31 protein-coding genes are annotated in these 25295 nt (G+C 47.8%); 18 read left to right on the top strand and 13 right to left on the bottom strand.

The annotated features are described in order from the left end of the window. The first annotated feature begins 150 nt into the window (after positions 1–150). Entirely contained in the window at positions 151–1683 is a 1533-nt protein-coding gene (locus tag CWI81_RS08045; protein WP_126784788.1) for a YifB family Mg chelatase-like AAA ATPase, read from the top strand. Here the strand turns inward: CWI81_RS08045 and CWI81_RS08040 are convergent. Genes CWI81_RS08040 through ltaE form a run of 4 tightly spaced genes read right to left on the bottom strand, consistent with a single transcriptional unit; the run spans position 1678 to position 4845 of the window. Further along, positions 1678–2469 (bottom strand): HvfC family RiPP maturation protein, encoded by a 792-nt coding sequence (locus tag CWI81_RS08040; protein ID WP_126784787.1) that lies wholly within the window; start codon positions 2467–2469, stop codon positions 1678–1680. The genes CWI81_RS08045 and CWI81_RS08040 overlap by 6 nt on opposite strands. Continuing rightward, a complete protein-coding gene (locus tag CWI81_RS08035) occupies positions 2466–3317 on the bottom strand; it encodes an HvfB family MNIO-type RiPP peptide maturase (protein ID WP_276567843.1) in 852 nt (283 codons plus the stop codon). The genes CWI81_RS08040 and CWI81_RS08035 overlap by 4 nt, the downstream gene beginning before the upstream one ends. Further along, positions 3301–3801 (bottom strand): HvfA family oxazolone/thioamide-modified RiPP metallophore, encoded by a 501-nt coding sequence (locus CWI81_RS08030; protein ID WP_126784786.1) that lies wholly within the window; start codon positions 3799–3801, stop codon positions 3301–3303. Before CWI81_RS08030 ends, CWI81_RS08035 begins: the two co-directional genes overlap by 17 nt. Before the next feature lie 57 nt (positions 3802–3858). Continuing rightward, entirely contained in the window at positions 3859–4845 is a 987-nt protein-coding gene (gene ltaE, locus CWI81_RS08025) for a low-specificity L-threonine aldolase (RefSeq protein ID WP_198678667.1), read from the bottom strand. Positions 4846–5026: 181 nt separating this feature from the next. Here ltaE and CWI81_RS08020 point away from each other — a divergent pair, with 181 nt between their 5' ends. The 4 genes from CWI81_RS08020 (at position 5027) to CWI81_RS08000 (ending at position 8649) form a co-directional block, all read left to right on the top strand. Next, on the top strand, positions 5027–5992 hold the full coding sequence (locus CWI81_RS08020) for a PLP-dependent cysteine synthase family protein (RefSeq protein ID WP_126784784.1): 966 nt from the start codon (positions 5027–5029) through the stop codon (positions 5990–5992). Positions 5993–6004: 12 nt separating this feature from the next. Beyond that, positions 6005–7177, top strand: a complete 1173-nt coding sequence (locus CWI81_RS08015; protein ID WP_126784783.1) for a cystathionine gamma-synthase — start codon at positions 6005–6007, stop codon at positions 7175–7177. A 444-nt stretch (positions 7178–7621) separates the two neighbouring features. After that, entirely contained in the window at positions 7622–8044 is a 423-nt protein-coding gene (locus tag CWI81_RS08005) for a VOC family protein (protein ID WP_126784781.1), read from the top strand. 5 nt (positions 8045–8049) lie between these two features. After that, positions 8050–8649, top strand: coding sequence for a YjaG family protein (locus CWI81_RS08000; RefSeq protein ID WP_126784780.1), 600 nt, complete (start codon positions 8050–8052; stop codon positions 8647–8649). On the opposite strand, the gene CWI81_RS07995 is transcribed toward CWI81_RS08000, so the two are convergent. Both CWI81_RS07995 and rsmD read right to left on the bottom strand, forming a co-directional pair. Next, positions 8642–8932 carry a DUF1145 domain-containing protein gene (locus CWI81_RS07995; RefSeq protein ID WP_126784779.1) on the bottom strand — a complete coding sequence of 97 codons (291 nt, stop codon included), beginning with the start codon at positions 8930–8932 and terminating at the stop codon, positions 8642–8644. The genes CWI81_RS08000 and CWI81_RS07995 overlap by 8 nt on opposite strands. Before the next feature lie 2 nt (positions 8933–8934). Further along, positions 8935–9504 (bottom strand): 16S rRNA (guanine(966)-N(2))-methyltransferase RsmD, encoded by a 570-nt coding sequence (gene rsmD / locus CWI81_RS07990; RefSeq protein ID WP_241970390.1) that lies wholly within the window; start codon positions 9502–9504, stop codon positions 8935–8937. A 106-nt stretch (positions 9505–9610) separates the two neighbouring features. On the opposite strand from rsmD, the gene ftsY reads away from it, so the two are divergent. From ftsY to CWI81_RS07965, 5 genes are all read left to right on the top strand, one after another. Further along, positions 9611–10822 carry a signal recognition particle-docking protein FtsY gene (ftsY, locus tag CWI81_RS07985; RefSeq protein WP_126784778.1) on the top strand — a complete coding sequence of 404 codons (1212 nt, stop codon included), beginning with the start codon at positions 9611–9613 and terminating at the stop codon, positions 10820–10822. Further along, positions 10819–11499, top strand: a complete 681-nt coding sequence (gene ftsE / locus CWI81_RS07980; protein ID WP_126784777.1) for a cell division ATP-binding protein FtsE — start codon at positions 10819–10821, stop codon at positions 11497–11499. Before ftsY ends, ftsE begins: the two co-directional genes overlap by 4 nt. Further along, positions 11496–12485, top strand: coding sequence for a permease-like cell division protein FtsX (ftsX, locus tag CWI81_RS07975; RefSeq protein WP_126784776.1), 990 nt, complete (start codon positions 11496–11498; stop codon positions 12483–12485). Before ftsE ends, ftsX begins: the two co-directional genes overlap by 4 nt. A 149-nt stretch (positions 12486–12634) precedes the next feature. Beyond that, positions 12635–13495 (top strand): RNA polymerase sigma factor RpoH, encoded by an 861-nt coding sequence (gene rpoH / locus CWI81_RS07970; RefSeq protein ID WP_126784775.1) that lies wholly within the window; start codon positions 12635–12637, stop codon positions 13493–13495. A gap of 67 nt (positions 13496–13562) precedes the next feature. Beyond that, on the top strand, positions 13563–13814 hold the full coding sequence (locus tag CWI81_RS07965) for a YkgJ family cysteine cluster protein (protein WP_126784774.1): 252 nt from the start codon (positions 13563–13565) through the stop codon (positions 13812–13814). Here CWI81_RS07965 and CWI81_RS07960 read toward each other — a convergent pair. The 3 genes from CWI81_RS07960 to gpmI are packed head-to-tail and all read right to left on the bottom strand — an operon-like array spanning position 13782 to position 17262. Beyond that, the gene (locus CWI81_RS07960) at positions 13782–14555 is read right to left on the bottom strand and encodes a divergent polysaccharide deacetylase family protein (protein ID WP_241970389.1); all 774 of its coding nucleotides are present in this window, start codon (positions 14553–14555) and stop codon (positions 13782–13784) included. The two genes, CWI81_RS07965 and CWI81_RS07960, sit on opposite strands and share 33 nt — an antisense overlap. A gap of 4 nt (positions 14556–14559) precedes the next feature. Next, entirely contained in the window at positions 14560–15720 is a 1161-nt protein-coding gene (locus CWI81_RS07955; RefSeq protein WP_126784773.1) for a murein hydrolase activator EnvC family protein, read from the bottom strand. A 6-nt stretch (positions 15721–15726) separates the two neighbouring features. Then, a complete protein-coding gene (gene gpmI / locus CWI81_RS07950) occupies positions 15727–17262 on the bottom strand; it encodes a 2,3-bisphosphoglycerate-independent phosphoglycerate mutase (protein ID WP_126784772.1) in 1536 nt (511 codons plus the stop codon). 179 nt (positions 17263–17441) lie between these two features. Here gpmI and CWI81_RS07945 point away from each other — a divergent pair, with 179 nt between their 5' ends. The 3 genes from CWI81_RS07945 (at position 17442) to gpsA (ending at position 19489) form a co-directional block, all read left to right on the top strand. Then, on the top strand, positions 17442–17873 hold the full coding sequence (locus CWI81_RS07945; protein WP_126784771.1) for a rhodanese-like domain-containing protein: 432 nt from the start codon (positions 17442–17444) through the stop codon (positions 17871–17873). A gap of 83 nt (positions 17874–17956) precedes the next feature. Further along, the gene (gene secB / locus CWI81_RS07940; RefSeq protein ID WP_126784770.1) at positions 17957–18457 is read left to right on the top strand and encodes a protein-export chaperone SecB; all 501 of its coding nucleotides are present in this window, start codon (positions 17957–17959) and stop codon (positions 18455–18457) included. Positions 18458–18481: 24 nt separating this feature from the next. After that, positions 18482–19489, top strand: coding sequence for an NAD(P)H-dependent glycerol-3-phosphate dehydrogenase (gene gpsA, locus CWI81_RS07935; protein ID WP_126784769.1), 1008 nt, complete (start codon positions 18482–18484; stop codon positions 19487–19489). Positions 19490–19502: 13 nt separating this feature from the next. Here gpsA and slmA read toward each other — a convergent pair whose 3' ends face one another. Genes slmA through coaBC form a run of 3 tightly spaced genes read right to left on the bottom strand, consistent with a single transcriptional unit; the run spans position 19503 to position 21818 of the window. Next, a complete protein-coding gene (slmA, locus tag CWI81_RS07930; RefSeq protein WP_126784768.1) occupies positions 19503–20093 on the bottom strand; it encodes a nucleoid occlusion factor SlmA in 591 nt (196 codons plus the stop codon). A 29-nt stretch (positions 20094–20122) separates the two neighbouring features. Beyond that, the gene (dut, locus tag CWI81_RS07925; RefSeq protein ID WP_126784767.1) at positions 20123–20578 is read right to left on the bottom strand and encodes a dUTP diphosphatase; all 456 of its coding nucleotides are present in this window, start codon (positions 20576–20578) and stop codon (positions 20123–20125) included. A 13-nt stretch (positions 20579–20591) separates the two neighbouring features. Then, the gene (gene coaBC / locus CWI81_RS07920; protein ID WP_126784766.1) at positions 20592–21818 is read right to left on the bottom strand and encodes a bifunctional phosphopantothenoylcysteine decarboxylase/phosphopantothenate--cysteine ligase CoaBC; all 1227 of its coding nucleotides are present in this window, start codon (positions 21816–21818) and stop codon (positions 20592–20594) included. A 112-nt stretch (positions 21819–21930) separates the two neighbouring features. On the opposite strand from coaBC, the gene radC reads away from it, so the two are divergent. The 3 genes from radC (at position 21931) to rpmG (ending at position 23212) form a co-directional block, all read left to right on the top strand. Further along, positions 21931–22605 carry a RadC family protein gene (gene radC / locus CWI81_RS07915; protein ID WP_126784765.1) on the top strand — a complete coding sequence of 225 codons (675 nt, stop codon included), beginning with the start codon at positions 21931–21933 and terminating at the stop codon, positions 22603–22605. A 202-nt stretch (positions 22606–22807) separates the two neighbouring features. Further along, complete coding sequence (gene rpmB, locus CWI81_RS07910) at positions 22808–23044, top strand: 50S ribosomal protein L28 (protein ID WP_126784764.1); 237 nt, start codon at positions 22808–22810, stop codon at positions 23042–23044. 12 nt (positions 23045–23056) lie between these two features. Next, positions 23057–23212 (top strand): 50S ribosomal protein L33, encoded by a 156-nt coding sequence (gene rpmG, locus CWI81_RS07905; RefSeq protein WP_006953863.1) that lies wholly within the window; start codon positions 23057–23059, stop codon positions 23210–23212. A gap of 59 nt (positions 23213–23271) precedes the next feature. Here rpmG and CWI81_RS07900 read toward each other — a convergent pair whose 3' ends face one another. Next, positions 23272–23901 carry a 2OG-Fe(II) oxygenase gene (locus CWI81_RS07900; RefSeq protein ID WP_126784763.1) on the bottom strand — a complete coding sequence of 210 codons (630 nt, stop codon included), beginning with the start codon at positions 23899–23901 and terminating at the stop codon, positions 23272–23274. Between the two features lie 85 nt (positions 23902–23986). Here CWI81_RS07900 and CWI81_RS07895 point away from each other — a divergent pair, with 85 nt between their 5' ends. Both CWI81_RS07895 and mutM read left to right on the top strand, forming a co-directional pair. Beyond that, entirely contained in the window at positions 23987–24478 is a 492-nt protein-coding gene (locus tag CWI81_RS07895; protein ID WP_126784762.1) for a hypothetical protein, read from the top strand. A gap of 4 nt (positions 24479–24482) precedes the next feature. Beyond that, positions 24483–25295: a bifunctional DNA-formamidopyrimidine glycosylase/DNA-(apurinic or apyrimidinic site) lyase gene (mutM, locus tag CWI81_RS07890; RefSeq protein ID WP_126784761.1), complete on the top strand. Its 813-nt coding sequence runs from the start codon at positions 24483–24485 to the stop codon at positions 25293–25295.

Raw genomic sequence — 25295 nt, 5'->3', positions numbered from 1 at the left:
GGCGAATCGCTTTGATTCTGAATTAAGAGCAGGATAATGACAGAAGCCGGTAAAGAAATAAATAGCGGATCGGCGACAGTAGAATAGGTGTTTGCAATAACTGTTTATAAGGCCCGGGTTTATAATTGAAGCTTTGCACAGAGAGTGGTTATGGCTTTAGCAACCGTTTTTACCCGCGCGAGTATGGGTATCGAGGCACCGGAAATCCGCGTAGAAGTTGACCTGGCTCGAGGGCTACCAGGTTTCGCGATTGTTGGTCTGCCGACCGCGACTATCCGCGAGGCTAAAGATCGGGTAAAAGCGGCGTTAACCAATGCCGGCTTGGAATTTCCTCCCGCGACTAAAATTACAGTCAATTTATCGCCCGCCGATGTACCGAAGCAGGGGGCTCGGTATGAACTGGCTATTGCGATTGGCATTTTGGTTGCCTCCGGGCAAATTTCCGATACCGTAATAAAAGATACCGAATTTTATGGTGAACTTGCGTTAAATGCTGAATTGTTACCAGTGACGGGCTTGGTTCCCGCTTTGCTAGCGTGCCGCAAGGCTAAGAGGCAGGCGTTTATTCCCTTAAAAAACGAGCAGGAAGCGTCGTTGATTAACCATCAGATTTCCTGGTTGGTGCCGGATTTAGTCAGTATTTTTGAGCACTTGCATCAACATCAGCAATTACGAAAAACCAAAAGCCTCGCGTGGCAGGAATATCAACAGCCGGATATTGGTGACATTGCCGATGTAATGGGCCAACAACAGGCAAAACGAGCGTTATTACTGGCCGCGGCGGGGCGCCACCATATTCTTTTTGTTGGTCCCCCGGGGACCGGGAAAACGATGCTCGCACAGCGACTACTCGGGCTAATGCCTGTTCTCACCGAGTCGCAAGCACTGGAGCTGGCTTCAATTCACTCGATTGCCCAGGTTGCTCAGCAACAACAAGACTGGCGTCGCCGGGATTTCAGAAATCCCCATCATTCTTGTTCTGCCGCGGCACTAGTTGGTGGGGGCTCGCCGCCAAAACCCGGGGAGATCAGTTTGGCTCACGAATCGATTTTATTCCTCGACGAACTTCCCGAATTCTCTCGTCACGTTTTAGACTCTTTACGGGAACCGCTGGAGAGTGGCCAGGTAACGATCAGCCGTGCTGCTCATCAAGTCCAGTTTCCAGCTAACTTCCAGCTGGTGTGCGCGCTTAACCCATCTCCCTGCGGGCAGTTTGATGGTTCACTGGCAAGCTGTCGTTCAACGCCCGACCAAATTATTAACTATTTAAACAAACTCTCGGGGCCACTGTTAGATCGCATCGATATCCAGGTGTCGGTACCCAGAGAGACCAACAGTTTACGTCAGCAAAAAACGGTTAAAGAGGGATTAACCAGCGCCGAGCTAAGGGCTCAGGTCGAGAGCGCGCACCAACGCCAGCATCAACGACAAGGCTGCCTAAATAGCGAACTGAAAGCCAAGGACTTGCTCGGTTATTGCCAGCTGACCGATCAGGATCACGAGTTTCTAATTGCAGCGATAGAAAAATTAAAGCTATCGCATAGGGCTTACCATCGCACGCTGCGTTTAGCCCGGACCGTAGCCGATCTAGAACAGTCGCCAATTGTTGCGAAAAAGCACTTAGCAGAAGCAATGGGCTACCGCGCGCTCGACCAGTTGATTCAGCAGGTACAGTCTTTATGAGTTTTCCGACTCGGCACCAAGAATGGCGCCCCATTCCATCAACTCGGTTAGTGCATCGCTGGCGTGGTTAACGAATTGAGGATTGCATTCAACTTGAAGCTGTTTTGCGACTGCGGCAATAGCCTCTTTGCCGGATTTTACCTCAGTGTCTAGCAGTGCTTGCCAAAGCATTGCAAATACAGGCGTCAGTAGGCGAAAGCCGATACTGAAGTCGGGCTTACGAAAGACCAGCACAATGGTTGGTTTTTTCTGTTCTGGTGAGGGCTGGTTATCAACCGTTATTTCGTAAACGGGGTATTCATAACTCAGTAACCATGCGGCCGGTGAAATGACAGGTTTTCCGCTCACCAGATCGTCGCTTAGAGTCGCTGCTAATTTATTGGTATCAGTAGGTACGTTATCCAATGCCAATTCCACCCATTCGTAATGCATGAGTTCTGGTAAAAAGTCTGGTGTATCACCAATCGGCTGTTGCCGCTCGCGCAGAAAACCTAAAAACTCGCCGGCGATCTCGTTAAAATAGGGGCTGTGGCATCGATGTTCCTGTAAAAATATTCTTACCGCCTGTGACCACCACTCCTTACCCATAATCGAGTAAGCCACCGGGAACGCAGTTCGGGTAAAACTGTGCAGGTTGTTAAAAAACAGCTCTTTATAAACCTCCAGCCGGCGGGGTTCGATGCCCGCTAAATGGTTTTCCTCGATAGCATGGGAGTCAGGATCGCGCACGTAGTTGGTAAAGGCGCGCTGTACTTCATCGAATTCGTGGGTTGGCGGTTGCTTCATACCAGACTCGTTTGAGCAGGAGCTATTGCCGCCTGTGATTTCAGTTGACGGATCTTAGAGAGTTCATTATCCAGCGTTGCCAGCGATGGAATATTAAAGTCGCGCTCTAATAAAGTTGGCCGCTGGCCATGGCGTGAATATGTTGCTTTTAGGAGTTCCCAAACGGGGTCGATAACATCCGCCCCATGAGTATCAATAATCAGGTCAGAGTCCTGTTGATAGTGGCCGGCAATATGCAGGTACCGAATACGTTCACTTGGTAATTGATTAATAAAATGTAGCGGGTCGTAACCGTGATTAACGCTATTGACGTAGACGTTATTGACATCAAGTAGCAGGTCGCAATCGGCTTTTTCCAATACCGAGTTAATGAAATCAAGTTCGCTCATCTCTCCGGGCGGCATGGCGTAAAATGACACATTTTCAAGAGCAATACGCCGTTCAAGGACATCACTGACTCTGCGGATCCGCTCGCTGACATAGTCGACTGCTTGTTCGGTAAAAGGAATTGGCAGTAAGTCATATAAATGACCTTCATCTGAGCAGAAACTCAGATGCTCGGTGTAGGTATCGATTTGGTGTTCATCGAGAAACGCTTTAACCCGCTGAACAAACTCAATATCGAGGGGAACCGGGCTTCCAATCGACAGTGAGAGGCCGTGTGTTGAAAATGGAAAACGCTCGGTTAACTCGCGCAACTGATGTTGGTGGCGAGGCCCCGCGTTCATCCAGTTTTCGGGCGCTACTTCTAGAAAGTCCAAAGAGAGCTGATCGTTTTCGACCAGCTCCTGGTACATTGAACGACGGTAGCCTAGCCCTACGCCTCGTATATCAAGCTGCTCCGCCACACTTACCTTCTTCGGCTTTCTGCTCCGCTTTGTCCTTGGCTTCTTTAGCTTCTTTGGCTTTTTTGGACATCATAGCTTCACCACATTTGCCTTCGCCACACTTGCCTTCTTTGGCTTTCTCTTCTGCCTGGTGCTTAGCTTCTTTGGCTTTCTCAGACATCATACCTTCGCCACATTTGCCTTCGCCGCACTTACCTTCTTTGGCTTTTTCTTCTGCCGCATGTTTGGCTTCGTGGGCTTTCTCAGACATCATACCTTCGCCACATTTGCCTTCACCACACTTACCTTCTTTCATGGACTTCTCTGACTTTTCTTCTTTCTTATCGCCCCCACATTTACCTTCCTGAGCTATGCTAGTCTCGTAGCCTGACGCTAACTCAACCGATGCAAACGGATTGTCGCTGGCACTAACGGCAGGCATGGATGCGCCAATTGCAAATGCGGTGCCGACGGAGGCGATAATAGGTTTAAATGACTTACTCATGATTGAATCCTCTTGTTGTTCATAATGTACTGCTAATAAAGAGCATAGCTATAAAGATTAAAATTTGCTGACAAACTTGTGTAAAAAATGTGCAAACAGCTCGGCAAAATGTTCAAGCTGCTGGCGACTCACGTCTAAGTGTGTGACGAGTCTTATTTTTTTACCAGCGGGAACAATAATTTGTTGCTCCGCCATAAACTGCTGTAGCTTACGACCAGTGTCTGCAGTATCAAATTGAACATAAACCATATTCGTCTGAGCGTTGGAAACTTCTACATTGTTGTTATTGCTAATGGATTTAAGAGCAGAAGCAAGCCATTGAGCATTTTCATGGTCTTGCTGTAGTCCAGCATAGTGATGTGTCAGGGCGTAATCTATCCCAGCCGCAATGATGCCAGCCTGACGCATGCCGCCGCCCAGCATTTTACGCCAACGTCGGGCACGGCCGATCAGCTCGCCAGAGCCTGCCAACAAAGAACCGACAGGGGCGCCTAAACCTTTGGAGCAGCATATCGAGACGCTATCAAAAGGGGCGGCTAACTCAAGCATACTGCGGTTGGAAGCGACCGCTGCATTTGCCAGTCGCGCGCCATCTAAATGCATCGATAGGCTGTGTTGATCTGCAATACGGCGGGCGGTTTGAAAATAGTCCGGATCAATGGCTTGCCCAGCATGGGTGTTCTCAAAGGCCAGCAAGCGGGTAATTGGGAAGTGCGGATCATCGGGTTTAATGCGGCTGACTAACAGCTCAAGGTCAAGCGTCCCGTCTGCCTGCACTTCTAGCGGTTGTGGCACGATGCCACCGACAACGGCGGCGCCTCCGGCTTCGTAGCGATAGGTGTGGTATTCCTGTCCGACAATATATTCTTCGCCGTTACGACAGTGGCTTAACAGCCCACACAAATTGCTCTGGGTACCCGAACTGCAAAGCAATGCCGACTCTTTGCCCAGTAGTTGGGCCACGCGCTGCTCTAAAGCAATAATACTGGGGTCTTCACCATAGACATCGTCGCCGACACCGGCGTTAGCCATTGCCGCGCGCATGCCAGCTGTTGGCTGAGTTACCGTATCGCTGCGTAAATCTAAACGATTCAAAACATCTCTCCATCGTTAGTGACCGTTATAACGTCAAGCAAACCATTCTAAGCTCGTGGTTGTTATGTCGGCAAAGTATAGGGATAATGGTGTTAATTCAATCAGACACTCAAGTAAAAAGCGACCGATTATGAAAGTTTTTGATAATGCTCTGGAAATGGTAGGCAATACTCCTATGGTTCGGGTTAACAACCTGGACACAGGCCCATGTGAACTCTATTTAAAACTGGAATTACAAAACCCGGGTGGCTCTGTAAAAGACCGTATAGCCGTAGAAATGATTGATGCCGCTGAGCGTGAAGGTAAGCTCAAGCAAGGCGATACCATTATTGAGGCTACAGCAGGTAATACGGGTTTAGGTTTGGCTTTAGTAGCTGCAACAAAAGGTTACCCACTGAAAATCGTCATGCCAGATAAAATGAGTCAGGAAAAAGTGAATAACCTGCGGGCAATGGGTGCCGAAGTTGTTCAGACTCGTTCTGATGTGCAAAAAGGACACCCTGAATATTACCAGGATATGGCTGCACGAATGGCCAAAGAAAATGGCTGGTTTTACGTTAATCAGTTTGCGAACCCAGCAAATATTGCGGCTCATTACAAAACAACCGGCCCTGAAATTTGGCAACAGATGGAAGGCGATGTCGATGCGTTTGTTTGTGGTGTCGGTTCAGGCGGGACGCTGACTGGTGTTGGTCGCTACTTGCGTGAACAAAAAGCCGATATTGATATGGTGCTGGCGGATCCGACGGGATCGATTCTGGAGCCATTGGTAAACCGGGGTGAAGAAGTCGAAGCCGGCAGCTGGCTAGCCGAAGGTATTGGTGAGGATTTTGTCCCGGATACTTGTGACATTAGTATTGCCAATAAAGCCTACGCTATTTCTGATAAGGACGGCATGCAGATGGCGCGTCAGGTATTAGAGAAAGAAGGCATTATGGTCGGTTCATCGAGCGGCACCTTAATTGCTGCTGCACTGCGTTACTGCCAGGATCAGACTGAGAAAAAACGTGTGGTTACGCTGGCGTGTGATACCGGTAACCGTTACTTATCCAAGTTGTTTAATGACGACTGGATGCGCGAAAACAATTTGCTGTAAAAGAGGTTGAACATGGCGAACCAAAAGACAATGAAATTTGCGACAAAGGCAATACATGGTGGACAAGCACCAGAGCCGGTAACTGGCGCGGTAATGCCCCCGATCTTTACCAGTTCAACCTATGCTCAGGAGAGCCCGGGTCAACACAAGGGCTTTGAGTATTCGCGCTCGCACAATCCAACTCGCTTTGCCTGGGAACGCGCAGTAGCGAGCTTAGAAGGCGGCAAGCAGGGCTTAGCCTTTGCCTCAGGCATGGCAGCTACATCGACTATTTTAGAATTACTGGATAGCGGCGATCATGTTGTCGCTATGGATGACTTATACGGCGGTAGTTTCCGATTATTTGATAAAGTGCGTGGGCGCTCTGCGGGTCTGCAGTTCTCTTATGTTGATTTGGCCGATTTAGACGCGGTTGAGCAATCAATTAAAGCGGAAACCCGGATGATTTGGGTGGAGACTCCCAGTAACCCAATGATGAAGCTGGTCGATATTGAAGCGATCGTTAAACTGGCTAAATCAAAAAACCCAGACATCATAGTCGTCGTCGATAACACCTTTGCTACACCGTATAACCAGCGTCCATTGGAGTTAGGGGCTGATATGGTTATGCATTCAGCGACCAAATACCTTAACGGCCATTCTGATATGGTTGGTGGTATTGCTGTGGTTGGTGATAACGATGAGTTGGTTGAACAGATGTTGTTCTTACAGAATTCGGTGGGTGCAGTAGCGAGTCCTTTTGACTCTTATCTGGCATTGCGCGGTGTTAAAACGTTGGCATTGCGGATGCGTCACCATAACGAGGCTGCGTTGGAGCTGGCGCAATGGTTAGAAGAACATCCAAAGGTCGAAAAAGTTATCTATCCCGGACTGCCAAGCCATCCACAACATGAGCTCGCTAAACGGCAGATGCAGGGTTTTGGCGGCATGATCTCTATTCTGTTGAAAGGCGATCTGGAAGCAGCACGCACCTTCCTGGAAACAGTTGAAGTGTTTGCCTTGGCTGAAAGCTTGGGTGGTGTTGAGTCGCTGATTGAACACCCGGCAATTATGACACATGCGTCAGTACCGAAAGAGAATCGTGAAAAGCTGGGTATCCTGGATAACTTCGTGCGGGTGTCTGTTGGTATTGAAGATCTTGACGATCTTAAGGCGGACCTGGATCGCGCGTTATCGGCGTTTTAATCGACAACTGCGATTAAGCTAACGTTAAAGGATTCAAAAAGCCGGCCAAAGGGTCGGCTTTTTTCCTTATAAATCATAAAGTTATACAAAGTTTTACAGTTTAGTCATAATTGAGTAGTCTTACTGTATCAGCGTTTAGCTGACACAATTACAAGAAAAAACGATACAAACAGAAACAGCAAAAAGGATAAACTTATGCTATTGAGCCTACTGGTACTACAGGGACTCGTAGCTGCGTTGTTGTTCTACGGATTGGTAGGACAGTATCAGCAAAAGCCACTTTGGAATTTATTAGCGGTGTTAACAGCAGGCTTTGTGCCCCCGTTAAACTGGATTCTACTGATGACCGGGATTGCGGTAAGAATGTGGAAGCGTTCACCTCAAACCGCTGCTGGGAATTCTAGCTCCGCTACACACTTAAGCCATTAATAATAGAGGACGGTAATGACTGCAGTACGTCCCTTTCACCTTGCAATTCCTGTAAGTTCGTTGGAAAACGCACGTCGTTTTTATGGCGAAATTCTTGGATTAGAGTCTGGTCGTAGTAGCGACCACTGGATCGATTGGAATTTCTTTGGACACCAATTTGTCACTCACTTGGCTCCTGACGTTGCTGGTATGAAAAACCACAACGGTGTCGATGGTCACAGTGTTCCGGTTCCTCATTTTGGTGTGGTATTACTACGTGATGACTGGGAACAGTTGGCTGAGCGAGTGCGTGCAGCTGGCGTTGAATTTGCTATTGAGCCCTACATTCGCTTTAAGGGGAAACCCGGCGAGCAGGGCACGATGTTTTTCTACGATTATTGCGGTAATGCGTTAGAGTTTAAAACCTTTAACAGCGACGCCGACATTTTTGCGACTTAAAACCAGTGGATACCTCTCAACAAGTTCAATCACTCAGCTGGCAACAACAAATTGTACTCGCGCTCTATTTGTGCGAGCGGATGCTGCCAAACTATCAGTTTTTTCATCAAATAACGGCGTTTGGCGACAGTAAACCATTACGCGGGGCGCTTAACGCGTGCTGGGATGACTTGCTGCAAGGCGGTAAAAGCAAAGTCAATTACAGCCGCTGGCAAGAAAAGGTCGATGATGTAACGCCCAGTGAGTACGGCCATGACATGCTGGGAGTCTATCCGGCAATGGATGCCTGTACCGCAATTAGCACTATGTTGCAGGGCCTGATCGATAAAGCCCCGGATAACCTGACGGATGTGGCAAAAGTCTCTGAGGCATGCGTGGTTAAGTTTATTGAGCTAAATGATGCAGAGCAAGTACCCGCCGCAGAGCTCCAGCAGTACGTCGCAGAGCATGAACTTTATCAATACGAACTTGCCATGCAGCAAGCGATGATTAACTTTTTATTGTCACAACCGGAAGTTTCTCCGCCGTTGATTAAACAAGTACGTATGATGGTCAAAGACGAGGGAGTCTCGAGCCTGGGGCTCGAGATAGACGAGATTAGTTAGCCTGATTGTGCTCGTTGGTCCGTTTAAAAATAGCTAACCAGGCAAAAATACCGAACGCCAGAATTTGCCAGCTGTCGCCGCGCTTCCACAGCATGTGCGGCTTCATCATAGCGACAAATAAGCCGAGTAATAATAGGTGCATGATCACCATAATAGCCAGAAGTAGAGCAACCAGACCGTAAGTTTGTGTATCCAGATCGCCTAACAGGCCAGCGAGTACTGCGAACAGTGCCAGCCATATAATGGCAAATACCAGTTTCCCTAAGTTAATTACAATCTTCATTTTTAAGTCTTCCGTTGAAGTAATAAAAAACGCACCGCGCCGTGCTTTTTCTCGCGCAGGATATCCCAGTGTGGAGCTAATTCAAGTGTTGCCTGTTGCTCAACCTCCAGGTAAACCAAGCTTTGCTCGGTCACGAAGCTGGCGCTTTGTAAAATTTTAAGAGCTTGGTCAGCTAGCCCCTGATGAAAAGGCGGGTCGACAAAAATCACATCGATTGCGCTGGGTAATCGCTGCGGTTGCGCCAAAATTTGCAGTGCGTCCGCTTCAATCAAACTTAATGAGTCGCTACCTAGCCGTGACATATTCTCGCTAATTTGTAACGCCGCATGCTTGTCTTTTTCTATTAGAATAACCTGTCGAGCGCCGCGGGAGGCAGCTTCAAATCCAAGGCTGCCACTCCCGGCAAACAGATCCAACACCGTTGCATCTGGGATATCGAACTGTAGCCAATTAAATAAAGTCTCGCGGACACGATCTGTGGTCGGTCGCAAACCTTCTCTATCAGCGACAGCAAACTTGCGGCTTCGCCATTGCCCGGCAATAACTCTGAATTGCCCTTGTCCTTTCTTCAAACTAATGTTCCTTATCAATCATGCTCCATCGTCAGTTTGGAAAGAGCGTGGTAAACTTAGTGTATAGTTTACTCACTAGTGACCATTAGTTCCAAGGTTAACCAATATGGCAAAGGGTTCGTTATTTTCGCTTTTTAAAAAGAAAAAGCATGAAGAAGAAAAAGATGTAGAAACTACTAAGCAGCATGAAGACAAAGTTGAGTCCGCAGACACTGAGCAACCGTCAGCAACTGAGGTGAGTAAGGACTTACCGTCGGCCGCTGAAGACTGTGCTCAAGTGACGGCAGAGTCAGCAGCTAACAGCTCGGCACCAAAGCAAGACACAGCAGAAGAACCAGCAGAAGTCGTGGAGAAACCTGAGAAAAAAGGCTTTTGGCAGCGCCTGACCAGTGGGTTGAAAAAAACCTCAGGCAGCATTGGCTCGGGCTTGTTCGGTGTTTTTCGTGGCAAGAAAATTGATGACGACCTGTTTGAAGAGCTAGAAACTCAGTTATTAATGGCGGATCTTGGTGTTGCTACCACCTCCAGAATTATTGATAACCTGGTCAAACAGGCCGATCGGAAGCAGCTTAACGATGCCGAAGCGCTGTACGAATTACTGCAAGAGCAACTGGCTGAAATTCTGGCTCCGGTTGATAAGCCATTAGAGATCCCGCAATCAGATAGTCCGTTTGTCATTTTAATGACCGGGGTTAACGGGGTTGGCAAAACAACCACTATTGGTAAGTTGGCAAAGCAATTTAAACAGGAAGGCAAGTCGGTAATGTTAGCCGCCGGCGATACCTTTCGGGCAGCAGCGGTCGAGCAATTAGAAATTTGGGGAGAACGCAATAATATTCCGGTAATTGCTCAGCAGACCGGTTCGGATAGCGCTTCGGTACTGTTTGACGCTTTGCAAGCGGCCAAGGCTAGAAAAATTGACGTGTTGATTGCTGATACAGCCGGGCGCTTACAAAACAAAGCTAATTTGATGGAAGAATTGGTAAAAATTGTAAGGGTAATGAAAAAGCTTGACCCTAAAGCGCCACACGAAGTGATGTTAACGCTCGATGCGGGTACCGGACAAAATGCTATCAGTCAGGCAAAGCTGTTCACCGAAGCAGTCGGTGTTTCGGGCATTGTTATGACCAAGCTTGATGGTACCGCCAAGGGCGGCGTGATATTTGCTGTTGCCGACCAGTTCTCGATACCCATTCGTTACATCGGTGTTGGCGAGCAGTTAGAAGATTTACGGCCTTTTGTTGCGAAAGACTTTATTGGTGCGCTGTTTGACCGTAAGCTGGAATCATTATCCGATATTGAAACGGAAACAGAATGATTCGATTTGATCAGGTTAGCAAAACTTATCCAGGTGGACATCAAGCCCTGAGCCAGGTTGATTTTCATATTCAGCCGGGCGAGATGGCATTTTTGACAGGCCATTCCGGTGCGGGTAAGAGTACCCTGCTAAAACTGATTAGCATTATGGAGCGACCCACTGCAGGACGGGTGATGATAAACGGTAACGATCTGCGCAAGATAAAGCCGTCTCAGATACCTTTTGTGCGCCGTGACATTGGTATGATATTTCAGGACCATCGGTTGCTGATGGATAAATCGGTGTTTGATAATGTGGCGTTGCCGCTGGTGATTGAGGGCTACAGTGTGCAGGAAGCACGCAAACGCGTTTTAGCAGCGTTAGAGAAAGTTGGACTTGGTGATAAATACCGGCATTACCCGCAAATGTTGTCCGGCGGTGAGCAACAGCGCGTTGGCATTGCCCGTGCTATTGTCAATAAGCCGCCGCTGTTGTTGGCCGATGAGCCAACTGGTAATCTTGATCCCAAACTATCGATGGAAATAATCCGGTTATTTGAGTCATTTAACAAAGTCGGGGTGGCAGTACTTATTGCGACCCATGACCTCGGACTTATTGCACGACTTAAGTACCGTACGCTGACCTTAAAAGAAGGGCGTTTGATTAATGATGGGTTAGAAGAGGAACAAGCGTTATGAGTTTGCTGTTCCGCAACAGGGAGACTGAAGCCGGGGCGCGGAAACGGCATAAGCTGCCTTGGTTTCGCCGTTTAATCATGTTGCCGGTTCATCATTTGCAGCAAGCGGTGGCGAGTTTAGGTGAACTTTGGCGTAATCCCTTTGCTAGTTTGCTGACAATGGCCGTACTAGGCTTGAGTTTGACGCTGCCTTCAGCACTCTATGTGTTAGTTAAGAATACCGCTACGATCTCGGGTGAGTGGCAACAAGCTTCGCAGATGTCATTATTCCTGCGCAAAGATATTAATACTCAGGCTATTGATACACTAAAGACACAATGGTCTTTAAAGCCGGAAATAGATGAGGTAACGCTGATATCTAAAGAGCAGGGCCTAAAAGATTTTCGTCAGTTGTCGGGGTTCGGCGAAACGCTCGATTACCTTGAGGAAAACCCGTTGCCCGATGTGTTGTTGGTGATTCCTGCCGAGGGCTTTCGCTCTCCGCAGGCGGCAAAGAGATTACTGTCAGAGTTGGAGCAAGCCCGCGAAGTAGACTTTGGTAAACTGGATGTTGAATGGTTGGAGCGACTACAAGCGTTGTTGGATTTGGCGAAGGATATTTTGGGTGGTCTGGCGTTTTTGTTGTGCTTGTCGGTGGTATTGATTGTTGGTAACACGATTCGCCTAAATATTTTAAGTCAACGCGAAGAAATTATTGTGATGAAGTTGGTTGGGGCGACGAATGCCTTTATTCAGCGGCCGTTTCTATATACTGGCGTGTGGTATGGTTTTATTGGCGGTATTTTAGCGTGGTTTGCGACGGCTCTGCTGATATGGTGGATAGAATCGTCCGTAGTCGCGGTTACCGACCTTTACGAAACGCAGTTTCAATTAGCCGGACTCAATTTTAACGAAATGCTGGCTATCTGGTTAATTGCCATTGTTTTAGGTTTAGCGGGCTCCTACATTGCTGTGCGTCGGCATATTAAAAGTATTGAACCACAATAGGGTTGCGATCGTATAGATCTTAGATATACTTATTTTTTGCCTGAAACTAGGGCAGCAACCGATTTATGCAGGAACTTTGCTGTCAAAAAAAGGTCATAAAAGACAGGTAAAGTGATGTATACCAAAGTCTTGTAGCATAGAGGTTATCGATGAGCACTGAATTACAAACCATGGCGTTGTCAGTCCCACAAGGGGGCGGTCTTGACGGTTATATTCAGGCTGTTAACCGCATTCCAATGTTGACTGCGGAACGAGAAAAAGAACTGGCAACTCAATTGCAGGATGAAGGCGATCTAGATTCCGCACGGGGTCTGATCATGTCGCACCTGCGTTTTGTTGTGCATATTGCCCGAGGCTATTCCGGTTATGGTCTGCCGCAAGCCGATCTGATTCAGGAAGGTAATATCGGTTTGATGAAAGCGGTAAAACGCTTTAATCCAGAAGTCGGTGTGCGCTTGGTGTCATTTGCAGTGCATTGGATAAAAGCGGAAATACACGAATATGTATTGCGTAACTGGCGGGTAGTAAAAGTTGCTACCACTAAGGCCCAGCGTAAACTGTTTTTTAATTTGCGGAAAATGAAAAAGCGCTTGGGCTGGTTTAGCCAGAAAGAAGTACAGACGGTGGCCGACGAATTAGGTGTGACCACCAAAGAAGTAATGGAAATGGAAGCGCGCATGAGCGCCCACGACCAAGCATTTGAGTTGAGTTCTGATGACGATGACTCTAAAGAAGGTAGCACCTATAGTCCAGCCATGTATCTGGAAGATAAACGTTCGGATTTGGCCGAAGAAATTGAAGCAGAAGATTACGAAGCTCATACACAGCAGAAGTTGCTGACAGCAATGAAAGAGTTGGATGACCGTAGTCAGGATATCGTTCAGTCACGCTGGCTATCGGAGAGTAAAGCCACACTGCATGACTTAGCAGCCAGGTATCAGGTATCTGCGGAGCGCGTGCGTCAGTTAGAGCAAAACGCGATGAAAAAACTGCGTAATGTCATGGCATAAACTGATTCAATGATTGAGAAAGGCGTTGCTTGGCAACGCCTTTTTTGTTTCTGCTTAAGGAGGTTTTATGCAATGTCGAGCAGGCTGTGGTGCTTGTTGTATTGCCCCTTCCATTAGTTCACCTATTCCGGGAATGCCTAATGGTAAGGCTGCTGGAGAACGCTGCGTGCAGTTAGACGAGAATAATTTATGCCAGTTATTTGGTCACCCCGATCGACCTCAGGTCTGCCAGCAATTCGATGCTGACTATTCAGTTTGCGGTGATGATCGTGGACAAGCTTTAATTCTACTCACTCGTCTTGAGCAGTTGACTGGGTAGGCTGGAAGGCTTTGTGGCCACGATTTGGGAAGCGTAAACCAGTTCTATTCCAAGCGTGTCGATGGTTGCTAATGACTTTTTCAGAAAGGCTAAAGTTTCTGGATAAGGGTGACCAATACCGATTGCCTGGCCTTGTTTTCTAGCCAAATGAATCAATTGTTGCCATTGTTGCTCTAAATAGCGATGATCGGTTTGATTGTCCAGAAACACATGCCGATGAGCTACAGGGACACCATAACGACTGGCAACACGCTCAGCAACACTGAACTCCGAAGTGCGGCTATCAACGTAAAACAGGCGTCGATTTTGTAAAGTCTCCATGACTGCCTGCATTGGTTGTTCAACCTGAGTAAAGTAACTTCCCATATGGTTATTAATACCGGCAACGTACGGGATTGCATCCAGAGAACGCTGTAACTCAAGCTTTATCTGGCTGGTGCTCATTAGCGTTGTGAGAGCACCCGGACCCAGCTTATTACCTTCGATGGCCTGCATCGGCACGTGCAACATCACTTGTTTGTCCTGATGGTGCGCACGCAACGCGAATGCTCTGGCGTAAGGCGTGAAAGGAAGCACTGCGAACGTCAGTTTACCCGGCAGCATGGCAGCCTTAAGGTCGCTTCTGCTATTACCAATATCGTCAATAATAATGGCAATTTGTGGTCGTTGTTGGTTTGCGGCGGTGGCCGGAGATAACATTGCCACCACTATCAAAATAACCATGCAGTTGAATATTCGCATTGGCTTAATTAATCCATTGTGTCGGGTTTTGCGGTGTTCCCTGGTAGCGAATTTCAAAGTATAAGGATGCACGAGAGCGTGCGCCACTTTGGCCCATCAGCGCAATTTCTTCACCCATCTTAACTTCTTCGCCAACCGCCTTAATTAACGTTTGGTTATGACCATAAAGGCTCATATAGCCCTCTCCGTGGTCGATAACCGTTACCAGCCCAAAGCCGCGCAACCAGTCTGCAAAAAGGATCCGGCCGTCAGCAATGGCCCTAACGGATTGACCATTGTCGCCTTCTATTAATATGCCCTTCCAACGAAGCGGCCCCTCCCGGGACTGACCAAAAATCTTCTTCACTCGACCGTCCGTCGGCCAGGTCAGTTGCTTTTTGACCGGTTTGAGGCCGACCAGCCGCACATCAGCCTGTAACGCCTGCTCAATGGTTGCTATAACTTGCTCTAACTGCTCGCGGCTTTGCTCAAGATCTTCGAGCCGTGCTTGATCGCTCCGTTGCTGTCGCTGTAAATCTGCTATTAATTGTTCTTGCTCATGTTTCTGGTCTGTAAGTAGCTGACGTTGACGCTGCTGCTGCTCTCGCAACGCGTTAAGCTGGTCATCCTGGCGCAGCAACTGCTGCTCTAGCGCAGTCAGTTCTCTAGCGAGCTCTTTGATTTGTTCTATCTGCTCAACCCTGGCTTGATTAAAGTACTGGTAATAACTAAGCATTCGCTCTAGCTTAGCCGGATCTTGCTGGTTGAGTAATAGTTTTAAAAAGTCATGCTGGCCATTGGTGTAAGCACTGACAAGCTGTTTCTGCAGCCATTTTAATTGTTGCTGCTGCTTGGCCTGTAACTGTTGTTGCCGCTGCTTATTAGCGTCAATACGCTGTTCCAGTTGCTGCTGTTGTTGGCGAGTATTTCGGAGGTCTGTTGCCAGGCTAGCGGTCTTTTGCTCAAGTTCCCTTAGCCTCTGTTCGGTCTTAGTTAAACGCTGTTGGCGCTGCTCTAAAGCCTCCAGCCGAGAGGCGATTTTTTGCTGAATCGCCTCTAGCTGTGCCTGTTTTTCGGCTTTATCAGCGGCGCTTGCCTGTTGTGCATAAGCCGTCGGTAGACCGGTGATGCTAACCCACACAACACCGGTGACCAACAGTAACAGTGAGAATGCACCACGGGTCATCTGCAATTACTGCGTTTTTAATTGCATCAGAGACTTACCAGTCATCTCCGATGGTTGCTCTAATCCCATCAGGTGCAGCATTGTCGGTGCGACATCCGATAGAATACCGTCGCGTGGCTCAGCGTCACGACCAACATATATAAAGGGTACCAACTCATTTGTGTGAGCAGTATGAGCCTGGCCGGTTGCAGCATCACTCATTTGCTCTGCATTACCGTGATCAGCCGTTATCAAACACTCACCACCGACTTTTTGTAACGCGTCAACCACTCTTCCTACTGACTTATCAACTGCTTCGCAGGCCTTTACTGCTGCATCGAAGTTGCCGGTATGTCCAACCATATCTCCGTTTGGATAGTTACAAATAATGGTGTCGAATTCACCATCTTCAATCGCTTTGATCAGCGCATCAGTGAGTTCTTCGGAGCTCATTTCTGGTTGTAAGTCGTAAGTTTTGACTTTAGGTGACGGGATTAGTACCCGTTTCTCACCGTCAAACTCTTGCTCTCTGCCACCACTAAAGAAGAAGGTAACGTGGGCGTATTTTTCTGTTTCAGAAATACGCAGTTGAGTCTTATTATTTTTCGCTAACCACTCACCAAAAACATTGTCCAGCTTTTCTGGCGGGAATGCACAGTCGCATTGCAACTCGTCAGAATATTCGGTGAGCATGACAAAACCAGCCAGCGTTCTGCGTTGACCACGCTCAAAGGTGTCCAGCTGTTGGTCGGTAAATGCACGAGTCATTTCACGTGCACGGTCGGCGCGAAAGTTCATAAAGAATACTGCATCGCCGTCCTTTATGGCGACGGGTTTACCGATCGTGACAGGAACGACAAATTCGTCCGTCTCACCTTTTTCGTATGCGGTCTCAAGGGCCTCTAGTGCGTTCACCGCATGGTGCGAACCGCGGCCGTGGTAGATGGCATTAAACGCTTGTTCAATGCGTTCCCAGCGATTGTCGCGATCCATAGCAAAAAACCGACCACTTAACGATGCGAATCGGCCCACACCTAAACGTTCAAACAGAGCATCGAAACGCTGTATCGAAGGTCGTGCTGATTTGGGAGGGGTATCACGACCGTCCAGAAAAGCGTGTACATAAATTTCACGAGCGCCTTTTTGCGCGGCCATTTCTACCATAGCCAGCATATGATCTTCGTGGCTATGAACCCCGCCGGCAGAGAGGAGCCCCATGATATGAACTGCTCCGTTTTGCTGCTGGGCATTGTCTAAGGTTTTGACCAAAACCGGGTTGCTAAAGAAGTCTCTGTCCTGAATGCTTTTAGATATGCGGGTAAAGTCCTGATAGACAACTCGGCCGGCTCCCAAGTTAACGTGACCAACTTCTGAGTTACCCATTTGACCTTTCGGCAGGCCAACAGCCGCTCCAGAGCCGTCCACTAAGCAATGTGGATAGTTGTTCCAAAGCTCATCCATTATAGGTGTATTAGCGGCTGCAATTGCATTGTCAGGCGCGTTTTCGCGGTGACCCCAACCATCTAAAATCATTAAAACTAACGGCTTTTTTCCTTGGCTCATGAACAACACCCATCTTAGTTAAACGGTTATAGCTGATAAGTACTAACAATGCTTTTAGTTTACGTGATTTTAGTCCGTTCCGCATCCGTTTAAGATTTTACTGGCAACTGAAATTTGTGCAGGTATACTCTGTGGCTTAATTCGTTTTAGACTTTTTTATAAATAGAGCAGTGACTGATATGCAGGAAATTCTCGAATTCGCTCGTCAGAATGCTTTTATGAGTGGCCTTTGGGTGGTGCTCTTAATCGCCCTGATTGTTACCTGGATCCGCTCCAAGGCATCACCAGTAAAAGACCTTTCCGCGCACCAGGCGACTGTCTGGGTTAATCGCGAAAATGGCGTGTTCGTCGACATACGCAACCAGGATGATTTCAAAAAAGCACATATTCATGGGGCTCAATCATTGCCGGCAAGCCAAATAAAGCAAAAAAGTGTCGACGCAATTGAAAAATATAAAGACGCCCCCATTGTAGTAGTGTGTCAGACAGGAACAACCGCCCGCGGAGCAGCACATCAGCTGACGCAGCAAGGCTTTGATCAAGTAGCCGTGCTCGCCGGAGGCATGAATGGTTGGCGCAATGACAAACTGCCGGTAGCATCTGGTAAGTAGTTTTTGTTAAAAAAATTAGGTACAGTTTCGTCTCGAAAAGTACCCACAGACTCATTAGTTAATTAGTAATAGGAAGTAACATCATGGCTGAAGAACAGCAAACAAATGGCGCAGCTGCCGAGAACGAACAACAATCACAAGTGCAGTTTGCCATTCAACGTATTTATACAAAAGACGTTTCATTTGAAGCACCAAACTCACCGTCAATCTTCCGCAAAGAGTGGAAGCCAGACCTTAAGTTGGACTTGAATGTAAAACACGAAAAAATTGAAGACGGCGTTTATGAAGTGATCTTGACGTTGACTGCAACGAACAAAGTAGAAGAAGAAGTTGCTTTCTTATGCGAAGTGCATCAAGCCGGCATTTTCACAATTGGTGAAGAAGTCCAGGATAACCAATTGGCGCACATGCTTGGTTCGTTCTGCCCGAACATTTTATTCCCATATGCTCGTGAGTGTGTGGCTAACATGGTCAATCGCGCAACGTTCCCACAGCTGAACTTAGCACCGGTTAACTTTGACGCAATTTTTGCTCGCCATATGCAACAGCAGACTGAGCAAAACCAGCAGCAAGCGGACGCGTAAGCGTACCTACGCGACAGGCTTTTTATGAAAAAAGCATCCGTAGCGATATTAGGGGCGGGCTCTTACGGGACCGCCCTTGCTATTTGTTTTGCCCGCAAAGGTATTACCACCACTTTATGGGGTAGAGATCCTGTACAAGTAGCGGCAATGCGTGAAGCTCATGAAAACGCTCACTACCTCCCTGATTGCCCTTTTCCTGAGTCTATACAAGTAACCGATAATCTGGAACAGGCCGTTCATGGCGTGGAAAATGTGTTGGTTGTTGTGCCCAGCCACGCGTTTGCAGACATGTTAAAGCAAATAAAACCTATGCTTTCGAAACAAGCTAGGGTCGCTTGGGCTACCAAAGGGTTAGAGCCTGAAACGGGACGTTTGCTGTATGAAGTTGCAGAAGATGTGCTAGGTCAGGATCACCCATTGGCTGTATTATCAGGGCCTACATTTGCGTTAGAGATGGCAAAAGGTTTGCCGACAGCTATCTCAATGTCATCAACTGATGAAGACTTCGTCCAGCAGCTTTCTGAAATGCTTCACTGTGAGCGTTCGTTTCGGGTTTATACCAACGAAGACTTTATCGGTGTTCAGCTCGGTGGCGTGGTAAAAAATGTTATCGCCATCGGAGCCGGTATGGCTGATGGTATTGGTTTTGGCGCTAATGCCCGCACCGCGCTAATTACCCGTGGGTTGGCGGAGCTTACCCGACTTGGTCTCACTCTAGGCGCCAAAAGCGAAACCTTCACCGGTATGGCCGGGTTGGGCGACTTAATCTTGACCTGTACTGACAACCAATCGCGAAATCGGCGTTTTGGTTTGGCTTTGGGACAGGGTAAGTCGGTAGAGCAAGCGTTAGATTCAATTGGGCAGGCCGTTGAAGGTTATAGAAACACGCGGGAAGTTGTAGCGTTAGCCAATAGAGCTAATGTAGAAATGCCTATTTGCGAGCAAATTTATGCTGTGCTGTACGACGGTAAAGCGCCGCGCCAGGCGGCGATTGATTTACTCAGTCGTACACGCAAAACAGAGTCGGATTAATGACTCCAGTCTTTTAGCTGGCTGCGAGTTGTTGCTGTATCGCCTGCCACTGTTCGCTAAAGTGTTCAGTCGGTAGGCGTTTAAAGTTAGAACGAACGAACTGAGAAATTTTTCCGTCAGCAAAACTTAATAATAGGTTTGCCAATATTCCCTCATCAACGGTGAACGGCTGCTGCTCTCGTATCGCTTTTTCCCGCAGTACTTGTTTCAGTTGTGCTTCAATACGGTTAAATAGGTCATCCATTCTAGCGCGTAAGCGGTCATGCTCGCCCATTAGTGCGTCGCCGGTCATAACCCGAGTAATGCCCGGATTTCTCTCAGCGAAGGTCAGCAGCAGTTGAAGAATTGCCTGACAGCGCACCATCGTGTCTTTCTCTTCGCTCATAATCCGATTGATACGGGTTAACAAGGTATCTTCGACGAACTCGATAAGACCTTCAAACATCCGCGCTTTTGACGGGAAGTGGCGATAAAGCGCCGCCTCTGAGACGCCAAGGTTAGCGGCTAACTTGGCGGTAGTAATGCGTTGGCCGGGACTGGTTTCTAGCATTGCCGCTAAAGCTTGCAAAATTTCTTCACGACGATTGCGCTTCTGTTGTGCCATCGTAGATCCTCGTTATGTTCGATTAATAATTACTTCGAGCCAGAGTGACCAAAGCCGCCACTGCCGCGTTCCGTTTCGGTAAAGTGTTCGACCACTTCTAGTTGCGCCTGAACCACCGGTACAATAACCAGTTGTGCGATTCGTTCACCGGGTTCAATGGTGTAGTTTTGCTGACTTCTGTTCCAGACAGAAATTTTGAGTTCCCCTTGGTAATCGGAATCGATCAGGCCAACCAGATTTCCAAGTACGATACCTTTTTTGTGGCCGAGTCCTGAACGTGGCAGCAGAGTTGCTGCGAGACTGGGGTCGCCGATATACATGGCAATACCGGTACCGACTAACACTGACTCGCCAGGAGCTACGGTTAAAGGCTGATCCAAACAAGCGCGTAAATCCATACCCGCGGAGCCAGCAGTGGCGTACTCTGGCAGTGGTATCTCGGTGCCAACTTTGGCGTCTAGTATTTTTATTTCGACCGAGGTCATGGGTTTCGTATCCTCATTTATTCTCGTTAAAAAAGTGCTCTGCAAATAATTGGTTTAAGGCTTCGGCTAAGGAAGTTTTATTTTGTGCGGAAAATGCTTTTTTGCCGTCTTGCCAATAAACAGTTACTGCGTTTTGTTCGCTGTTAAAGCCAATTGTCTTATCACTGACGTCATTAGCTACGATAAGCTTTAATTTTTTGGCGTCTAGTTTAGCCAATGCATGCTCGCGCAAGTTGTTGGTCTCAGCGGCGAAGCCAATGCAAAACGGAGGCTGCTTGCTGGTCGCGATTGTTTTTAAAACATCTGGGTTTTTTATTAATGACAGTGACGGGGCGCCTTGCTGTTGTTCTTTCTTTATCTTCTGCGAGGCGACTTCGGCAGGGCGATAATCGGAAACTGCGGCACAGCCGATAAACACATCCATCGCTGTTTCCTCAGTCGCAGCCAGCATTTGTTCCGCTGTTTCTACCGCTATTAGGGTGACTCCAGCCGGTGGTTCAAGGCTAACTGGGCCGGAAATAAGTGTCACCTGAGCGCCCGTTCGCGCAGCTGCAGCGGCGAGTGCATAGCCCATCTTGCCGGAACTATGATTGCTAATATAGCGCACCGGATCTATCGCTTCGCGCGTAGGGCCGGCAGTTATAGTGATTCGGGCATTATTCCAAAGCTTTTGATGTTGGGCATGACTTTGCTGCTCGAATAAGTTGATGAGCTGATCTCTTAAGTCTGTCGGTTCACACATGCGACCTTCACCGACGTCACCGCACGCCTGAGAGCCGCTAGCGGGGCCTAAAATATTCACCCCTCGTGTTGCTAAACGCTGAGTATTTTCCTGCACCACACTGGCCGCCCACATCTGCTGATTCATCGCTGGGGCAATCGCAACCTTGGCGGTGGTTGCTAATACGAGTGTGGTGAGTAAATCGTCTGCCAAACCGTTGGCGAGCCGCGCAATAATATTCGCGCTGGCAGGGGCTACTAAAATAATATCCGCCCATTTTGCTAACTCGATGTGACCCATTGCTGCTTCTGCTGTCGGATCCAGTAAGTCTGTACTGACCGGATTAGCAGACACCGCTTGTAAGCTTAGTGGGGTTACGAAAGCTTCTCCGCCACGGGTAAGAACGACTCTTACGTCGGCACCGGCCTCTTTTAAACGCCTTACTAAGTCTGGCGTTTTGTAGGCGGCTATTCCTCCGGAAACACCTAAAACCACGTTTTTATTCAGCAATGGTTGCATGGATGCCTTCCATCAAGTTGGGTTGGTAAAGAGTTGTAAAGATAACATGGTCACTGCTGACAGGGTAGTAGCAGACTATACTGGCGGTACCTCCATGGCAGCAGGCGGACTAATGAAAATTAAAGAATGGCCGGCGACCGAACGGCCGCGCGAAAAACTTCAGTCTGATGGCGCGACTGCGTTAACTGACGCGGAACTTGTGGCTATTTTGTTAGGTAGCGGGCGGCAAGGACAAGACGTTGTTTCTTATTCGCGGCAACTGCTTAATGAATTCGAAGGTATCGGGCCGTTGCTTTGCGCGGACCCTAATCGATTGTTAGCATTCCCCGGGATCGGGCCAGCACGTGTAACGCAACTGCAAGTTGTACTGGAATTATCGAAGCGTTACCTAAAATGGCAGTTAAAACGTAACGATGGGTTTACTGAACCGAGGATGGTAAAAGACTACCTTACAACTCAGCTACGCCATCAGTCGCGCGAAGTCTTTGTGGTATTGCTATTAGACAGTCAACATCGTCTGCTGCGTTATGAGGAGCTATTTCAGGGCACTATTAATGCAGCCCCGGTTTATCCTAGGGAAGTGCTGAAAATGGTGATGCAGCACAACGCTGCAGCGGTTATTTTAGCCCACAACCATCCGTCCGGAGTCGCTGAGCCTAGCCAAGCCGATCAGAGGGTCACCGAGCGCCTTAAAAAGGCTTTGAATTTGGTTGATGTAGCGTTACTCGATCATTTTGTTATCGGCAGTGGTGACCCGGTCTCATTTGCTGAACGAGGGCTATTATAGGAAGCTTTAATCGAAACACCGAAAGTGCTGGAAGAACGTGACGATTTAGCGTAGAATTCGGCGCGAATGATCGGGAAAGATCAAAAAACCGCCGTTTTAGCTTGATTAGCGGGCCTGTTTGCTGTATAAAATGCGCCCTCGGATTTCTAGGCAAGGTCACGTTGGGCGACAGGCGAGCTTGCAGCAATTTTGGAGTAAAGACATGTCACAAGTATGCCAGGTTACAGGTAAGCGTCCGATAGTCGGTAACAACCGCTCGCACGCACGCAATGCGACTAAGCGTCGCTTTCTACCAAACTTACAAACACACCGCTTTTGGGTAGAAACTGAGAAGCGTTGGGTTAAATTACGCATTTCTACTAAAGGTATGCGTATCATTGATAAAAACGGTATCGACTCGGTATTAGCGGATCTCCGCGGCCGTGGTATCAAGGTGTAAGGAAAAGATATTATGCGCGATAAGATTCGTTTGGTGTCATCTGCTGGTACAGGTTACTTCTATACTACAGACAAAAATAAGCGCACCATGCCAGAAAAGATGGAGATCAAAAAGTTCGATCCAGTGGTTCGTAAACACGTGATCTTCAAAGAAGCAAAAATCAAGTAATTGATTTCATGCTGATAAAAAGCCGGCTATTAGCCGGTTTTTTTATGTCTGGAAAAAGCTTAACGGGGCGGATCGATAACGCCCGATAAACTAGAGTTAAGCCGAAACCAACCAGTAATACTCAACCTGTCTCGGCGCGAAGGTAATACTTCATGGACAAATTTATCACTTAAGAAAACCACTAATGTGCCCCGCTCGGGTTTGACTGTTTCTAGTACTTCCCCACGCTTCCCGTATATGACCAGCTGCCCGCCGTGCTCATCTAGCCAGCCATCATTTAAATATAATACCGTCGTTAGTTTTCGATTACTGCGGCCTTTAAAGGCATCTAAATGTTTCTTGTAAAAGGCACCATCGGGATAATGTGCAAAGTGACATTCATAGTCAAAAAGCCCAAGAAATAAATCTCTATTTATCGCAGTGCGTAAGGACTCCATAATATTCAGATATAGCTTTTGTATCGGTTGATGCAGTGATAACCAGTAGATTCGGTCAGTTCGAACCATAGTATTAATGGTTTGTTGCTGCGCTCGACCAATAGCTGCGGTATTCCAGAACTGGCTGGGAATTTCCACCGCGTGTTGATAAAGCTGCTGAGATAAATCGCCGTTAAGAAAGCCTGGCACAACGCAGTAGCCTTGCTGACTTAGATTATTTAAGATGTCTTCCAGGTGAGCTTCCAAGGGCATCCAAACTCGTTTATTAAATGGTTGTCACGGCAGCAGGAATATAGGGTATTCTTAGCATATCGACAAGCGCTTTATGGGTATAAAAATGAGACGAGAAGAGAAACGTACCGTGTTTGGCATTACCCTGTCCAAGCGTGGTTGGAATAATGTATTGGTATATGCGGTATTGCTATTGATGGTGTTGCTTTGGTTTTCGGCGCCGAGCTCTGAACGTACGTTTAAGGAAGACGCAGGTGATAATGCGGTAATGTTGCTGCCTAATAGCAGTGTGCTGGATTCAATTTTAATTGATGACCAGACTATAGAAAAAACCGACGCTGGCTGGCGGTGCGCGGCTCCTTGTTCATTGTCAGCTCAACAAGCTAATGCGCTCGCCTCAAGCTGGCAGAATTTAAAAATTAAAGCAACCGATAGGCAGCCCGAAAATAAGCTGGTTGACGTATATCTTAATTTTGCAGATAACCAACACGCTCGTCTCGAGCTTTTCCTTGAGCCCCAGCTGTTACTAAGGCTGCCTCAGCAAGATAAAGTGTTTGAGCCGGTCGGGGTTACAATTGAACAATTGGTAGGTCGTTAAAGTTATGCCAGAGTTACCGGAAGTTGAAGTAAGTCGCCTGGGCATTAGCCCTCATATTGAAGGCAAAGTGATTAGTCAATTGCGAGTTCATGACTCACGGCTGCGCTGGCCTGTGCCTGATCAGGTTAAGCGGGTCGAAGGTTATCAATTGCAGCGGGTTACTCGGCGGGCAAAATATTTGTTACTGGAAACAGCGGTTGGCACCTTGATCTTGCATTTAGGTATGTCGGGGGCGCTTAGAGTCGTCCCTAAAACAACGTCATTGAAAAAGCACGACCATATTGAAATTGAGTTTGAACACGGTCAGGTGTTGCGGCTTAATGATCCGAGACGATTTGGCGCGTTGTTGTATACCGACGAAACGGTCGATCATCATAAATTATTAGCCCACCTGGGTCCCGAACCGTTAACCGATGCTTTTACTGGAGACTACCTTCATAACTGTTCACGAGGACGTACTCAGTCGATAAAAACGTTTATTATGGATAATCGAGTGGTTGTCGGGGTTGGGAATATTTACGCGAATGAAGCTTTGTTTAAGGCGGGCATCAATCCTAAACGGCAAGCTGGAAAAGTCAGTAAAAAGCGTTTTCAAGAGCTGGTGCCACTGATTAAAGAAACCCTCGCTGATGCGATTCAGCAAGGCGGTACTACATTACGTGATTTTACTAATGTTGATGGCGCGCCGGGTTATTTTGCACAGAAATTATTGGTCTATGGGCGTGGCGGCAAGCGCTGCCGGCAGTGTCACGGACAACTTAAAGAAATTAGGCTGGGGCAACGTAGTACGGTTTATTGCACTCATTGCCAGCGCTAG

This window comes from Idiomarina seosinensis, from assembly GCF_003987275.1.
Lineage (GTDB): Bacteria > Pseudomonadota > Gammaproteobacteria > Enterobacterales > Alteromonadaceae > Idiomarina > Idiomarina seosinensis.
The sequence above is the reverse complement of the archived record's forward strand: the minus strand, read 5'-3'. Positions and strand labels throughout refer to the sequence as shown.